Source organism: Pseudomonas sp. IT-P171 (assembly GCF_949767765.1).
Taxonomy (GTDB): Bacteria; Pseudomonadota; Gammaproteobacteria; order Pseudomonadales; family Pseudomonadaceae; genus Aquipseudomonas; species Aquipseudomonas fluorescens_B.
In genome coordinates this window covers 102,013-116,445 of sequence record NZ_CATKQN010000033.1, presented here as the reverse complement: position 1 = coordinate 116,445, position 14,433 = coordinate 102,013, and the positions used below count along the sequence as shown (strand labels likewise).

The 14,433-nt window shown below is 58.5% G+C and carries 13 protein-coding genes; 10 read left to right on the top strand and 3 right to left on the bottom strand.

From position 1 onward, the window contains the following. Window positions 1-221: 221 nt before the first annotated feature. The 4 genes from trxB to infA all read left to right on the top strand — a co-directional run bounded on the left by trxB (window position 222) and on the right by infA (window position 3,010). Complete coding sequence (trxB, locus tag ACM6I5_RS17870; RefSeq protein WP_414884309.1) at window positions 222-1,181, top strand: thioredoxin-disulfide reductase; 960 nt, start codon at window positions 222-224, stop codon at window positions 1,179-1,181. A gap of 64 nt (window positions 1,182-1,245) precedes the next feature. After that, on the top strand, window positions 1,246-1,926 hold the full coding sequence (gene aat / locus ACM6I5_RS17865; RefSeq protein WP_017339590.1) for a leucyl/phenylalanyl-tRNA--protein transferase: 681 nt from the start codon (window positions 1,246-1,248) through the stop codon (window positions 1,924-1,926). A 57-nt stretch (window positions 1,927-1,983) separates the two neighbouring features. Beyond that, window positions 1,984-2,691, top strand: a complete 708-nt coding sequence (locus ACM6I5_RS17860; RefSeq protein ID WP_414884308.1) for an arginyltransferase — start codon at window positions 1,984-1,986, stop codon at window positions 2,689-2,691. A 100-nt stretch (window positions 2,692-2,791) separates the two neighbouring features. After that, entirely contained in the window at window positions 2,792-3,010 is a 219-nt protein-coding gene (gene infA, locus ACM6I5_RS17855; protein WP_002553999.1) for a translation initiation factor IF-1, read from the top strand. Window positions 3,011-3,151: 141 nt separating this feature from the next. On the opposite strand, the gene clpA is transcribed toward infA, so the two are convergent. After that, window positions 3,152-5,422 (bottom strand): ATP-dependent Clp protease ATP-binding subunit ClpA, encoded by a 2,271-nt coding sequence (gene clpA, locus ACM6I5_RS17850; RefSeq protein ID WP_017339592.1) that lies wholly within the window; start codon window positions 5,420-5,422, stop codon window positions 3,152-3,154. Between the two features lie 30 nt (window positions 5,423-5,452). Beyond that, window positions 5,453-5,815, bottom strand: coding sequence for an ATP-dependent Clp protease adapter ClpS (gene clpS / locus ACM6I5_RS17845; protein ID WP_015094394.1), 363 nt, complete (start codon window positions 5,813-5,815; stop codon window positions 5,453-5,455). A gap of 225 nt (window positions 5,816-6,040) precedes the next feature. Here clpS and ACM6I5_RS17840 point away from each other — a divergent pair, with 225 nt between their 5' ends. After that, window positions 6,041-6,328, top strand: coding sequence for a cold shock domain-containing protein (locus ACM6I5_RS17840; RefSeq protein WP_414884307.1), 288 nt, complete (start codon window positions 6,041-6,043; stop codon window positions 6,326-6,328). 61 nt (window positions 6,329-6,389) lie between these two features. Here ACM6I5_RS17840 and icd read toward each other — a convergent pair whose 3' ends face one another. Beyond that, window positions 6,390-7,646: an NADP-dependent isocitrate dehydrogenase gene (icd, locus tag ACM6I5_RS17835; protein WP_017339594.1), complete on the bottom strand. Its 1,257-nt coding sequence runs from the start codon at window positions 7,644-7,646 to the stop codon at window positions 6,390-6,392. Between the two features lie 494 nt (window positions 7,647-8,140). Between icd and ACM6I5_RS17830 the strand changes: the two genes are divergently transcribed. The 5 genes from ACM6I5_RS17830 (at window position 8,141) to purB (ending at window position 14,349) form a co-directional block, all read left to right on the top strand. Continuing rightward, window positions 8,141-10,366 carry an NADP-dependent isocitrate dehydrogenase gene (locus tag ACM6I5_RS17830; protein ID WP_017339595.1) on the top strand — a complete coding sequence of 742 codons (2,226 nt, stop codon included), beginning with the start codon at window positions 8,141-8,143 and terminating at the stop codon, window positions 10,364-10,366. A gap of 213 nt (window positions 10,367-10,579) precedes the next feature. Further along, entirely contained in the window at window positions 10,580-11,026 is a 447-nt protein-coding gene (locus ACM6I5_RS17825) for an NUDIX hydrolase (protein ID WP_414884306.1), read from the top strand. A gap of 59 nt (window positions 11,027-11,085) precedes the next feature. After that, complete coding sequence (mnmA, locus tag ACM6I5_RS17820; RefSeq protein ID WP_017339597.1) at window positions 11,086-12,231, top strand: tRNA 2-thiouridine(34) synthase MnmA; 1,146 nt, start codon at window positions 11,086-11,088, stop codon at window positions 12,229-12,231. After that, entirely contained in the window at window positions 12,228-12,851 is a 624-nt protein-coding gene (gene hflD, locus ACM6I5_RS17815) for a high frequency lysogenization protein HflD (protein ID WP_017339598.1), read from the top strand. The genes mnmA and hflD overlap by 4 nt, the downstream gene beginning before the upstream one ends. Before the next feature lie 127 nt (window positions 12,852-12,978). Further along, window positions 12,979-14,349 (top strand): adenylosuccinate lyase, encoded by a 1,371-nt coding sequence (gene purB / locus ACM6I5_RS17810; RefSeq protein ID WP_017339599.1) that lies wholly within the window; start codon window positions 12,979-12,981, stop codon window positions 14,347-14,349. Window positions 14,350-14,433: the final 84 nt, after the last annotated feature.

Genomic DNA, 14,433 nt, shown 5'->3' with positions numbered 1-14,433 from the left:
TAAAAAAGTTAACAGGCGCAACTGGGACTACTTTTAACACTGCACTCCGGTTTTTATAAACACGGTGCGCACTGAATATTCAAGTGACCGGCACGCATTGTACGGGTTTGTTCGTACGATGCCATGCTGGCAGGCCATGGATCAGCATAGCCAACGGCGCGTACCTGCGATTCAATTTGAGCACGCATTCTCTTTTGTGACAAAGGCTTATGAGGTGTTTTATGAGCGAATCCAAGCATTGCCGCCTGATCATTCTGGGTTCCGGCCCAGCCGGTTACAGCGCGGCCGTTTATGCCGCCCGCGCCAACCTCAAACCGGTGGTCATCACCGGGATACAGGCAGGTGGCCAGCTCACCACCACCGTCGAAGTCGATAACTGGCCCGGCGACGTCGAAGGCCTGACCGGCCCGGTACTGATGGAACGCATGCAAAAACACGCCGAGCGCTTTGACACAGAGATCGTTTACGACCACATCCATACGGCCAAGTTGCAACAACGCCCGTTCGAACTTACCGGCGACGGCGGCACTTACACCTGCGATGCACTGATTATCGCCACCGGTGCCTCGGCGCAATACCTGGGCCTGCCATCGGAAGAGACTTTTGCGGGTAAAGGGGTGTCCGCCTGCGCGACGTGCGACGGTTTCTTCTATCGCAATCAGGTGGTCGCTGTCGTCGGTGGCGGCAATACCGCCGTTGAAGAAGCGCTGTACTTGTCCAACATCGCCAAGGAAGTTCACCTGGTTCACCGACGCGACAAGTTGCGCTCGGAGAAAATCCTTCAGGACAAACTCTTCGAAAAAGCCGCCAACGGCAATATTCGCCTGCACTGGAATCAAAATCTCGACGAAGTCCTGGGCGATGCCAGCGGCGTGACCGGCGCCCGCCTTCGCGACAGCCATACCGGTGAAACTACTGAGCTGCCGCTGGCCGGCGTGTTCATCGCCATCGGTCACAAGCCCAACACCGACCTGTTCATCGGTCAACTGAACATGCGCGACGGCTATCTGCGGGTCAGGGGCGGCAGCGAGGGCGATGCCACGGCCACCGAGATCCCCGGCGTGTTCGCCGCCGGTGATGTGGCGGATCACGTTTATCGCCAGGCCGTCACTTCGGCCGGGGCCGGTTGCATGGCCGCGCTGGACGCAGAAAAATACCTCGACGACATTCCGACCGTTTGACGGCAAACTTCACGGTGGGCGCACCTGCCCACCACTGCCCTCCCCTTCTGTAAGCCCGGATGCCATGCTGACTTGGTTACAACGCAACACCCTGACGTTCCCGCCGCTGGAAAAAGCCATGCGCGATCCCAACGGATTGCTGGCTGCGGGCGGCGATCTGTCCGCCGATCGTCTGATTCAGGCTTATCGCCACGGTTGTTTTCCCTGGTTCTCGGAAGGCCAGCCGATTCTCTGGTGGTCGCCGGATCCGCGTACCGTGCTGTTTCCCGACGAACTGCATGTCTCGCGCAGCCTGAACAAGCTGCTGCGCCAGCAACGCTATCAGGTGACCTTCGATCAGGATTTTGCCGCGGTCATCCGCGCGTGCGCCGCACCCCGGGATTACGCCGACGGAACCTGGATCACCGAGGCCATGCAGAACGCCTACCTCGCACTGCACCAGCGTGGCTACGCGCATTCGGTTGAGGTCTGGGACCAGGGTGAACTGGTCGGCGGGCTGTATGGATTAGCGATGGGCCAGCTGTTTTTCGGCGAGTCCATGTTCAGCCGCGCCGACAATGCCTCCAAATTTGGCTTTGCCACCCTGGTCAAACATCTGAAAGACTCGGGTTTCGTGCTGATCGATTGCCAGATGCCCACCGACCATTTGCACAGCCTGGGCGCCCGGGCCATTCCGCGTCGCGAGTTTGCCCGCTACCTGACGCAGCATCTGGATCAGCCCAACCGCGCCAGCTGGGTTTGCTGAGCGACTTTTGCGCCGGTGGCTTACACTTAATTCAAAGCTTATCCCCGAGGGTTGATCATGACCGAGTTGGCGCGTTTGAAGTTTTATGCCACTCAGCCCCACTCTTGCAGTTATCTGCCCGAGGAGCAGGCCACGACCTTGTTCCTCGACCCTAGCCAGCCCATGGATGTGCATGTCTATGCAGACCTGTCTGAAATGGGTTTCCGCCGCAGCGGCGATCATCTTTACCGGCCTCATTGCCAGAATTGCAATGCGTGTGTGCCGGCGCGCATTCCCGTGGCGCAATTTATGCCCAACCGTCAGCAGAAACGCATTTTCAAGCGCAACGCCGACTTGCAGGTACGTCCCGCCAAACCCAAGTTCAGCGAAGAATACTTCGACCTGTACCAGCGCTACATCGAACAGCGGCATGCCGACGGCGACATGTACCCGCCGAGCCGTGACCAGTTCTCGACGTTCCTGGTGCGTGACCTGCCATTTTCCCGTTTCTACGAATTTCGCCTGGATGGCCAACTGTTGGCGGTGGCCGTGACCGACTTGCTGCCGAACGGTCTGTCGGCGGTCTACACCTTCTACGAACCCTCTGAGGAACGACGCAGCCTGGGGCGCTATGCGATCCTCTGGCAAATCGCCGAAGCCCAGCGGCTGCAGCTGGAAGCGGTTTACCTGGGCTACTGGATCAAAAACTGCAAAAAGATGAGCTACAAGACCCAATATCGCCCCATCGAACTGCTGATTAATCAGCGCTGGGTCATCCTGAACTAGAACCCCTTGGCTTAAACCCCATTTTTCGGGCACAATGCACGCCGCTTTTGCCTGGCGCAGTTGCACCGGGCCATTCATTGGACACCGAGGGCTTTACTGCATGTCGAAAGAAGACAGCTTCGAAATGGAAGGCACTGTCGTCGACACCCTGCCCAACACCATGTTTCGCGTGGAGTTGGAAAATGGGCACGTCGTAACCGCGCATATCTCCGGCAAGATGCGCAAGAACTACATTCGTATTCTTACCGGTGACAAAGTGCGCGTCGAGCTGACGCCCTATGACTTGAGCAAAGGGCGCATCACTTACCGCGCTCGCTAATCAAGTCAATACAAGACGCCCGGCTTATGCCGGGCGTTTTTGTTTGCCCGGGATTTGACGAATTCCCCATGCAGGGCAGCGTACAAACTCCAGACAGCAAAAAGGCGCCTTTCGGCGCCTTTTGCTTTATTGCGATGAACGTCAGGCCATTTCCGCCGTGGTTTCGAACTCGAAGGTCAGCTCGCCGTCCTTCAGATCGATATGCACCACACCGCCATGGTCGGCCAGTTCGCCAAAGAGGATCTCTTCCGCCAGCGGACGCTTGATCTTGTCCTGGATCAAACGCGCCATTGGTCGAGCGCCCATTGCCGAGTCGTAGCCACCCGCCGCCAGCCAGCTGCGCGCCGCATCGCTCACTTCCAGCTGCACGCGCTTGTCTTCCAGCTGCGCCTGAAGCTCGGTAAGGAACTTGTCCACCACGCTTTTGATGACCTCATGGCTGAGGCGACCAAACTGGATAATGGTGTCCAGACGGTTACGGAACTCCGGCGTGAAGCTCTTCTTGATCACTTCCATCGCATCGGACGAGTGGTCCTGATGGGTGAAACCGATCGAAGCACGCGCTGCGGTTTCGGCACCGGCGTTGGTCGTCATGATGACGATCACGTTACGGAAGTCCGCCTTGCGCCCGTTGTTATCGGTCAGCGTACCGTGGTCCATGACCTGCAGCAGCAGGTTGAAGACTTCCGGATGCGCCTTCTCGATCTCATCGAGCAACAGCACGCAGTGAGGCTGCTTGGTGATGGCTTCGGTCAGCAGACCGCCCTGATCAAACCCGACATAGCCAGGAGGCGCACCGATCAGACGCGATACGGTGTGGCGCTCCATGTACTCGGACATGTCGAAACGAACCAGTTCGATACCCAACGCCTTGGCCAACTGACGCGCCGCTTCGGTTTTACCGACACCGGTCGGGCCTGCGAACAGGAACGAACCGACAGGCTTGTCTGGCGACTTGAGGCCGGCACGTGACAGTTTGATCGCAGTCGACAGCGAGTCGATTGCGGCATCCTGACCAAACACCGTCAGCTTCAGGTCACGCTCGAGGTTACGCAGCAGTTCTTTATCGGAACTGGTGACGTGCTTAGGCGGAATTCGCGCGATTTTCGCGACGATGTCCTCGACCTGAGGCACTTCGATGCGTTTCACGCGTTTCTCGATCGGCTGCAGACGCTGGTAGGCACCCGCCTCGTCGATGACGTCGATCGCCTTGTCCGGCATGTGCCGGTCATTGATGTAACGCGAGGCCAGTTCGGCAGCGGCGCGCAGGGCTTCATCACTGTATTCGATATTGTGATGGAGCTCGAAACGCCCTTTCAGGCCGCGCAGGATGCCAATGGTGTCCTCCACCGAAGGCTCCGACACATCGACCTTCTGGAAGCGTCGTGCCAGAGCACGGTCCTTCTCGAAGATCCCGCGGAATTCCTGGAAGGTGGTCGAACCGATGCACCGGATATCACCGGACGACAGCAGCGGCTTGAGCAGGTTCGAGGCATCCATGACGCCACCGGACGCGGCACCCGCACCGATGATGGTGTGGATCTCGTCGATGAACAGGATCGCCTGCGGACGTTTTTTCAGCTCGTTGAGCAACGCCTTGAAGCGTTTCTCGAAATCGCCACGGTATTTGGTCCCGGCCAGCAAGGCCCCCAGATCGAGGGAATACACCACGCTGTTGGCCAGCAGATCCGGCACCTGGTTGTCGACAATGCGCTTGGCCAGGCCTTCGGCAATCGCGGTTTTACCCACGCCCGCCTCGCCCACCAGCAGCGGGTTGTTTTTGCGCCGACGCGCGAGGATCTGCGCGACACGCTCGACTTCGAGCTCACGACCGACCAGCGGATCGATACGGCCCTGGCGCGCGAGTTCGTTGAGGTTGCTGGCATAAGCATCCAGAGGATTGCCTGAGGAAGAAGACTCACCGCCCTCGTCGTCCTGCATATCTTGCTCACCTTCAGAGTGATCGCCATGCCCCGGCACTTTGGAAATGCCGTGAGCGATGTAGTTGACGACATCGATGCGCGCAACGCTCTGCTGTTTCAGCAGGAACACTGCCTGACTCTCTTGCTCACTGAAGATCGCAACCAGCACGTTGGCGCCAGTCACTTCGCGTTTGCCCGAGCTCTGTACGTGGAAAACAGCACGCTGCAGGACACGTTGAAAGCCCAGGGTTGGCTGGGTCTCGCGATCCTCGTCATGAACGGGGATCAACGGCGTAGTGGAGTCGATGAACTCCTGCAGATCATGCTTGAGTTTGTCGAGGTTTGCGCCGCAGGCACGCAAAACGGTGGCGGCAGCCTCATTATCCAATAGGGCCAGCAGGAGATGTTCGACGGTCATGAACTCATGACGCTTCGAACGGGCTTCCTTGAAGGCAAGATTGAGGGTGACTTCGAGCTCGCGGTTTAACATAGCTTCACCTCATACCCAAGTGGTCGGCGATTAACCGTCCTTCTCGATTTCACAGAGTAGCGGATGCTGGCTTTCCCTGGCGTACTGGTTGACCTGCATGGCCTTGGTCTCGGCAATGTCGCGGGTAAACACTCCACATACTGCCCGCCCTTCTGTGTGGACGGCCAGCATGACCTTGGTCGCCAGCTCGCGATTCAGGTTAAAAAACACCTCGAGCACTTCGACGACGAAATCCATCGGTGTGTAGTCATCATTGAACAAAACCACCTTGTACATCGGCGGCGCCTGTAAAGCAGGCTTGGCCTCCTGAACAGCAATGCCTGCGGAATCGTCGTCGTGTAAATCAGGGCGATCCTGATTGAATGTTAGTCGAATCTGGCTGATTGCATGCATGGAAAGAAAGGTTCGTCAGTTGTGCGAATACAGTAGTGGGGACGGTCATGAACGATTTCAACACCGACTGCCTGGTCACCTTGACTATCGGCAAAACGGTGTTACAACCAATAGAGCCCACAGTGGGTAATAAAGGTCCGCGGAGTCAATCTTATTTACAGGATCTGACTGCGGATGTACGGGATGATACTCCAGTGATGGAGTCTGTTGCAGAGGGATATGAACATGGCAGTCGGTAAGGTGAAATGGTTCAACAATGCCAAGGGATTCGGTTTCATTAACACCGACGCCAGAGAAGGTCGTGACGAGGATGGTAAAGATATCGATTTCTTTGCCCATTATTCGGCCATTGAAATGGACGGCTACAAGACCCTCAAGGCCGGGCAAACTGTAAACTTCGAGATCATCCAGGGCCCCAAAGGATTGCACGCCGTCAAGATCACGGCAGCGCCGACTGAGAATGATCACGCCAAGCCCTCCCATCATGGCCACCATGAAAAGGTATCGAACTGACGCGACCGGTCATCCAGTCATAAAAAAACCGCCCGAAGGCGGTTTTTTTGTGCCGACTCGCTTACATATGCGAAATCAGTGCATCACCAAAGCCGGAAGAAGACACCAGTTTCGCGCCCTCCATCAGACGTTCGAAGTCATAGGTCACGGTCTTCGCGGAGATCGCGCCGTTGGTGCCCTTGATGATCAGGTCTGCGGCTTCGGTCCAACCCATGTGACGCAGCATCATCTCTGCGGACAGGATCAGCGAACCCGGGTTGACCTGGTCCTTGCCAGCGTACTTCGGCGCAGTACCGTGGGTCGCTTCGAACATCGCGATGGTGTCAGACAGGTTGGCACCCGGTGCGATACCGATACCGCCCACTTCTGCCGCCAGGGCGTCGGAGAGGTAGTCGCCGTTCAGGTTCAGCGTCGCAATCACATCGTATTCGGCCGGGCGCAGCAGGATCTGCTGGAGCATGGCATCGGCGATGGCATCCTTGACGATGACGTTCTTGCCGGTTTTCGGGTTCTTGAACTGCATCCACGGACCGCCGTCGAGCAGGGTCGCGCCGAACTCTTCAGCCGCCACTTCGTAGGCCCACTCCTTGAAGGCACCCTCGGTGAACTTCATGATGTTGCCTTTGTGCACGATGGTCAGCGAATCGCGGTCGTTGTCGACCACATACTGCAGAGCTTTTCGCGCCAGACGCTTGGTGCCTTGCAGCGAAACCGGCTTGATGCCGATACCGCAGTTTTCGTCGAAACGGATCTTGGTGACGCCCATTTCATCTTTCAGGAACTTGATGACTTTGGTCGCTTCCGGCGAGCCGGCTTTCCACTCGATACCGGCGTAGATGTCTTCCGAGTTCTCACGGAAGATCGTCATGTCGACGTCACCTGGCTTCTTGACCGGGCTAGGCACGCCTTCGAACCAACGCACGGGGCGCAGGCAGACATAAAGGTCGAGTTGCTGACGCAGGGCCACGTTCAGGGAACGGATGCCACCACCGACCGGCGTGGTCAGAGGCCCCTTGATGGAAACAACGTAATCCTTGACTGCGTCCAGGGTTTCCTGAGGCAGCCAGGTGTCCTGATCGTAAACCTGAGTCGCTTTCTCCCCGGCGTAGACTTCCATCCAGGAAATTTTGCGCTCGCCGCCGTAAGCCTTCTTAACAGCAGCATCGACAACCTTGATCATGACCGGGCTGATATCAACCCCAATACCATCGCCTTCGATGAAGGGGATGATCGGGTTGTTAGGAACATTGAGAGAATGGTCCGCGTTGACGGTGATTTTGTCGCCGACTGCTGGAACCTGAATCTTCTTGTATCCCATGCTGAACTCCATTGTTTGGATTGAACATCTGGCTTCGTTCGAGCGTACCCCAGTTAAATCGGCACGCAAACCCTATGTTCCATCCATCTGCCGCAAAGCTGCATAGTTCGCGGCGTACAAGCCTGAAAGCAAAGGGAAAAGCGCCAAACTCAAGCACGGCGCAAGACTCTACGCCCCACGCTCCCCTGCGACCTTTAGACCAATGGACGAGAATCGTTGCATATGAACCATCGGCAGATTGCCAGCTACCTATGTATAATGCCGCCCGCTGACCACAGAGTCACGACGGCCGACCTCTCTAGCACGAGACTTTGGACCTGAAAAAGCAGGATTGTTATCGCAGTCCACCCGCTTGCCGCTCGACTGATGCACCCAACATCACCGCGCACAAACCTCGACATTCGGCTCATGGATGACTTTGAACGAACGCGCTTACCCGGCGCCCCTCGAGTTTCTGCGCACGCTTTAGCAAAGAAGAGAGAGTTAATCCGAATATGCCCACCCGCTCGAAGATCATCTATACCTTCACCGACGAAGCTCCCGCCCTCGCCACCTATTCACTGCTGCCTATCGTAGAAGCGTTCACCGCTTCGGCTGATATCGCCGTTGAAACCCGCGATATCTCTCTTGCAGGGCGCATCCTGGCCAGCTTCCCCGAGCAATTGGGTGATAAAGCCGTAGCCGACCACCTCGCCGAACTGGGCGACCTGGCCGTTACGCCTGAAGCCAACATCATCAAGCTGCCGAACATCAGCGCTTCGGTCCCGCAACTGCAAGCCGCGATCAAAGAGTTGCAAGCCCAGGGCTTCGCACTGCCGGACTACCCGGAAACCGTGACCAGCGATGCCGACAAAGAAGCCAAGTCGCGTTACGACAAGATCAAGGGCAGCGCCGTGAACCCGGTTCTGCGCGAAGGCAACTCCGATCGTCGCGCCCCGCTGTCGGTCAAGAACTACGCACGCAAGCACCCGCACAAAATGGGCGCCTGGGCTGCGGACTCCAAGTCCCACGTCGCGCACATGAGCACCGGTGATTTCTACGGCAGCGAAAAAGCTGCCCTGATCGACGCCGCTGACGCCGTCAAAATCGAACTGATCGCTCAAGACGGCACCACCACCGTCCTGAAAGAGAAGACCACCGTGCAAGCCGGTGAGATCCTCGATTGCGCGGTCATGAGCAAAAACGCTCTGCGCAGCTTCATCGCTGCCGAGATCGAAGACGCCAAAGCCAAGGGCGTGCTGCTGTCGGTTCACCTGAAAGCCACCATGATGAAGGTCTCCGACCCGATCATGTTCGGCCAGATCGTTGCCGAGTTCTATAAAGACGCACTGGCCAAGCACGCCGATGTGCTGGCACAGATCGGCTTCAACCTGAACAACGGCATCGGCGACCTGTACGCTCGCATCAAGGCGTTGCCTGCCGAGCAGCAAGCGCAGATCGAAGCGGACATCCAGGCGGTCTACGCCGTTCGTCCGTCGCTGGCCATGGTCAACTCCGATAAAGGCATCACCAACCTGCACGTGCCAAGCGACGTGATCGTCGACGCCTCGATGCCGGCGATGATCCGTGACTCCGGCAAGATGTGGGGCACTGACGGTCAGCTGCACGACACCAAGGCCGTGATCCCGGATCGCTGCTACGCGACCATCTACCAGGCGGTGATCGAAGACTGCAAGCTGCACGGCGCTTTCGATCCAACCACCATGGGCAGCGTGCCAAACGTTGGCCTGATGGCGAAAAAAGCCGAAGAGTACGGCTCGCACGACAAGACTTTCCAGATCAAGGCAAACGGCGTGGTTCGGGTTTCCGACGGCGCTGGTCGCGCTCTGCTGGAGCAATCGGTTGAAGCCGGCGACACCTTCCGCATGTGCCAGACCAAAGACGCGCCGATCCAGGACTGGGTCAAACTGGCCGTCAACCGCGCTCGCGCCAGCGGCACGCCAGCGATTTTCTGGCTGGACCCGATGCGCGCCCACGACGGCGTGGTGATCGAGAAAGTTCAGGCTTACCTGAAGGATCACGACACTGCCGGCCTGGACATCCAGATCATGGCGCCAGTCGACGCGATGAAGTTCACCCTGGAGCGTACCCGCGCAGGCAAGGACACCATCTCGGTGACCGGCAACGTATTGCGCGACTACCTGACTGACCTGTTCCCGATCATGGAACTGGGCACCAGCGCCAAGATGCTGTCGATCGTTCCGCTGATGAATGGCGGCGGTCTGTTCGAAACCGGCGCTGGCGGTTCGGCACCGAAGCACGTTCAACAGCTGCTGGAAGAGAACTTCCTGCGTTGGGATTCCCTGGGCGAGTTCCTGGCCCTGGCCGCGTCCCTTGAACACCTGGGTGTGACGTACAACAACCCCAAGGCGCTGGTTCTGGCCAAGACCCTGGACCAGGCCACCGGCCAGTTCCTGGACAACAACAAGTCGCCATCGCGCAAAGTCGGCAACATCGACAACCGCGGCAGCCACTTCTACCTGGCGCTGTACTGGGCTCAGGCCCTGGCCGCCCAGACCGAAGACGCTGCACTGCAAGCGCAGTTCGGCGAACTGGCCAAGACCCTGACCGAGAACGAAGCAACCATCGTTGCCGAGCTCAACGCCGTTCAGGGCAAACCAGTGGACATCGGCGGTTACTACCACGCCAATGCCGAGCTGATCAGCAAGGCCATGCGCCCGAGCAACACTTTCAACGCCGCGATCGCTGCGCTGGTTTAAGGTTGTAAGGATGCAAAGAAGCCCCGGCCCTGTGCCGGGGTTTCTGTTTGTGCCCCACACTTTTCATCTATGAAATACGCACCAATGTGGGAGCGAGCCTGCTCGCGATAGCGATATATCATTCAACATTGATGTCGACTGCCCCACCGTCATCGCGAGCAGGCTCGCTCCCACACTGTTCTTTATTCCAATATTAGAAACCGAGGAAGCTTCATGGACTGGAAACCCCACATCACCGTCGCCACCATTGTCGAAGACAACGGTCGTTTCCTGATGGTCGAAGAAACCAAGCACGGACGAACGGTGCTCAATCAGCCCGCCGGTCACCTCGACCCGGACGAAACCCTGATCGAAGCCGCCGTGCGCGAAACCCTGGAAGAAACCGGCTGGGACGTCGAACCGACCGGCGTTGTGGGCATTTACCTCTACACCGCCCCCAGCAACGGCGTGACCTACCAGCGGGTCTGTTTCAGTGCAAAACCGCTCAAGCACCATCCGGACTATCAGCTGGACGACGGCATTGTCGGCGCAGAATGGCTGACGCGTGACGAATTGCTGGCGCAGCGCGCAAACTGGCGCAGTGAGCTGATCATCCGCTGTATCGATGATTATCTGGACGGCCAACACTACAGTCTCGAACTGATCCGCCCTTCTCTTTAGCCTTGCGGGCTTCGGCCTGTTAGAATCGCGTCCTTTTTCAAGACACTCATTGAATCCCTATGCGTGATCCAGCCCCTTCTGACACACAAAAGAAGCGCGTCATTGTCGGCATGTCCGGCGGCGTGGACTCTTCCGTTTCCGCTCTCCTGCTGATCGAGCAGGGTTATGAGGTGGAAGGCCTGTTCATGAAGAACTGGGAAGAAGACGATGGAACGGAATACTGCACCGCCATGGACGACCTGGCGGATGCCCAGGCCGTGTGCGACAAGATTGGCATCAAGCTGCACACCGCCAACTTCGCCGCCGAGTACTGGGACAACGTGTTCGAGCACTTCCTGGCCGAATACAAGGCCGGCCGCACGCCGAACCCGGACATCCTGTGCAACCGCGAGATCAAGTTCAAGGCGTTCCTCGACTACGCCATGGTGCTCGGTGCCGACCTGATCGCCACCGGTCACTACGTACGCCGTCGCGACATCGATGGTCGTACCGAACTGCTCAAGGGCCTGGACCCGAACAAGGATCAGAGCTACTTCCTGCACGCCGTCGGCGGCGAACAGATCGCCAAGACGCTGTTCCCGGTCGGCGAACTGGAAAAACCACAGGTCCGTGCGATTGCCGAGAAATACGAACTGGCGACCGCAAAGAAAAAGGATTCCACCGGGATCTGCTTTATCGGCGAGCGCCGTTTCAGTGATTTCCTCAAGCAATACCTTCCGGCCCAGCCCGGCGAAATCAAGACCACCGAAGGTGAAGTCATCGGCCGTCACCACGGCTTGATGTACCACACCATCGGTCAGCGTCAGGGCCTCGGCATCGGCGGGCTGAAAGACGCCAGCGACGAGCCGTGGTACGTGCTGATCAAAGACCTGGAGCACAACGAACTGATCGTTGGCCAGGGCAATGACCACCCTTACCTGTTTTCCCGCGCCCTGCTTGCCTCGGACATCTATTGGGTCAACCCGATCGACCTGAGCGAGCCGCGCAAGCTGACCGCCAAAGTCCGTTATCGCCAGAGCGACCAGCCTTGCACGCTGGAAAAGACCGCCACCGGCTACCGCGCGGTCTTCGATGACCCGCAACGCGCGGTCACCCCGGGTCAGTCCGTGGTGTTCTACGACGGTGAAATCTGCCTTGGCGGCGGCGTAATCGAAGTGGCGGAACCGTGGACCAGCAAAGGCTCTCTTCAAGGCGCACAGCAATGAGTCCGACTCAGGAGCAACTGACGGCGCTGGGCGGCGTGTTTCTGGCCGCCGTTCTGGTGGACAAGATCGCCAAAACCGGCCAGACCACCGAAGCCGGCCTGACGTGCATGCTCGGCAGCCTGCTGATTCGCGACCCCAAGGACACGCTGGAAGTCTACGGCGGTGACGACATCAACTTGCGCGAAGGCTATCGCGCGCTGATCGGCGCCCTCGAGCGCGACCCGAGCACCCTGCAGCGCGAACCGTTGCGCTACGCCCTGGCGATGCTGGGGCTGGAGCGTCAACTGGCCAAGCGTGGCGACATGCTGGACGTGATCGGCAAGCGTCTGCCGCAGATCCAGTCTCAGGTCGAGCACTTCGGCCCGGCGCATGAAAACGTGATCGCGGCGTGTGGTGCGCTGTATCAGGATACGCTGAGCACCTTGCGCCAACGGATTCAGGTCCACGGTGATATGCGCAACCTGCAGCAACCGAGCAACGCCTCGAAGATCCGCGCGCTGTTGCTGGCGGGGATTCGTTCGGCGCGCCTGTGGCGACAGTTGGGTGGTCATCGCTGGCAGTTGGTGGTCAGCCGTCGCAAGTTGCTCAAAGAACTTTACCCGCTGATGCGCAGCAGCTGAACCGCGCCCGCGACACCGTTTTGTAGTCAGTAACGCGTAATACGCTGGTCAGTTGGCGACGGACCGGCGGATTTTTTCATGTATGATACGCGCCCCATTTCGTTGCCCGACTGTCCGAGAACACCCCATGCAGCTTTCTTCGCTCACTGCGGTTTCCCCTGTTGACGGCCGCTACGCCGGCAAAACCCAGGCCCTGCGCCCAATTTTCAGCGAATACGGTCTGATCCGTGCTCGCGTTCTGGTTGAAGTGCGCTGGCTCCAGCGTCTGGCCGCTCACCCCGCCATCAGCGAAGTGCCGGCGTTCTCCGCCGAAGCCAACGCCGTGCTGAACACCCTGGCGGAAAACTTCTCCCTTGAGCACGCCGAGCGTGTCAAAGAGATCGAGCGCACCACCAACCACGACGTCAAAGCCATCGAATACCTGCTCAAAGAGCAAGCGGCCAAGCTGCCGGAACTGGCTGCCGTCAGCGAATTCATCCATTTTGCCTGCACCAGCGAGGACATCAACAACCTGTCCCACGCCCTGATGCTGCGCGAAGGCCGTGATGACGTGATGCTGCCGCTGATGCGCCAGACCGCCGAAGCCATCCGCGAACTGGCCATCCGTTTCGCCGACGTGCCAATGCTGTCGCGCACCCACGGTCAACCGGCCTCGCCGACCACCCTGGGCAAAGAGCTGGCGAACGTGGTTTACCGCCTGGAGCGTCAGATCGCTCAAGTCGCTGCCGTTCCGCTGCTGGGCAAGATCAACGGCGCTGTCGGCAACTACAACGCTCACCTGTCGGCCTACCCTGAGATCGATTGGGAAGAAAACGCCCGCGCCTTCATCGAAGACGAGCTGGGCCTGGGCTTCAACCCGTACACCACGCAGATCGAACCGCACGACTACATCGCCGAGCTGTTCGACGCGATCGCCCGTTTCAACACGATCCTGATCGACTTCGACCGCGACATCTGGGGCTACATCTCCCTGGGTTATTTCAAACAGCGCACCATCGCTGGCGAAATCGGTTCGTCGACCATGCCGCACAAGGTCAACCCGATCGACTTCGAAAACTCCGAAGGCAACCTGGGTATCGCCAACGCACTGTTCCAGCACCTGGCCAGCAAGCTGCCGATCTCCCGCTGGCAGCGCGACCTGACCGACTCCACCGTTCTGCGTAACCTCGGTGTCGGCTTCGCCCACAGCGTGATCGCGTACGAAGCCAGCCTCAAAGGCATCAGCAAACTGGAGCTCAACGCTCAGAAAATCGCTGCCGACCTCGACGCTTGCTGGGAAGTATTGGCCGAGCCGATCCAGACCGTGATGCGTCGCTACAACATCGAAAACCCGTACGAGAAGCTGAAAGAGTTGACCCGCGGCAAGGGCATCAGCCCTGAAGCGCTGCAAACTTTCATCGACGGCCTGGACATGCCAGCCGCCGCCAAGGCCGAGCTGAAACTGCTCACCCCGGCGAACTACATCGGTAACGCTGTAGAGCAAGCCAAGCGCATCTGATCGACCGTTTTAACCGTTTGAGACGCCCGGCAGCGCCGGGCGTTTTTATTCCCGTCTGAAAAGTGCTTTTTTTCAATAGGTTAC

Bases quoted from the DNA above. Each gene is read 5' to 3' on its own strand.
- trxB (WP_414884309.1), top strand. From the start codon at position 222: ATGAGCGAATCCAAGCATTGCCGCCTGATCATTCTGGGTTCCGGCCCA.
- aat (WP_017339590.1), top strand. From the start codon at position 1,246: ATGCTGACTTGGTTACAACGCAACACCCTGACGTTCCCGCCGCTGGAA.
- ACM6I5_RS17860 (WP_414884308.1), top strand. From the start codon at position 1,984: ATGACCGAGTTGGCGCGTTTGAAGTTTTATGCCACTCAGCCCCACTCT.
- infA (WP_002553999.1), top strand. From the start codon at position 2,792: ATGTCGAAAGAAGACAGCTTCGAAATGGAAGGCACTGTCGTCGACACC.
- clpA (WP_017339592.1), bottom strand. From the start codon at position 5,422: ATGTTAAACCGCGAGCTCGAAGTCACCCTCAATCTTGCCTTCAAGGAA.
- clpS (WP_015094394.1), bottom strand. From the start codon at position 5,815: ATGCATGCAATCAGCCAGATTCGACTAACATTCAATCAGGATCGCCCT.
- ACM6I5_RS17840 (WP_414884307.1), top strand. From the start codon at position 6,041: ATGGCAGTCGGTAAGGTGAAATGGTTCAACAATGCCAAGGGATTCGGT.
- icd (WP_017339594.1), bottom strand. From the start codon at position 7,646: ATGGGATACAAGAAGATTCAGGTTCCAGCAGTCGGCGACAAAATCACC.
- ACM6I5_RS17830 (WP_017339595.1), top strand. From the start codon at position 8,141: ATGCCCACCCGCTCGAAGATCATCTATACCTTCACCGACGAAGCTCCC.
- ACM6I5_RS17825 (WP_414884306.1), top strand. From the start codon at position 10,580: ATGGACTGGAAACCCCACATCACCGTCGCCACCATTGTCGAAGACAAC.
- mnmA (WP_017339597.1), top strand. From the start codon at position 11,086: ATGCGTGATCCAGCCCCTTCTGACACACAAAAGAAGCGCGTCATTGTC.
- hflD (WP_017339598.1), top strand. From the start codon at position 12,228: ATGAGTCCGACTCAGGAGCAACTGACGGCGCTGGGCGGCGTGTTTCTG.
- purB (WP_017339599.1), top strand. From the start codon at position 12,979: ATGCAGCTTTCTTCGCTCACTGCGGTTTCCCCTGTTGACGGCCGCTAC.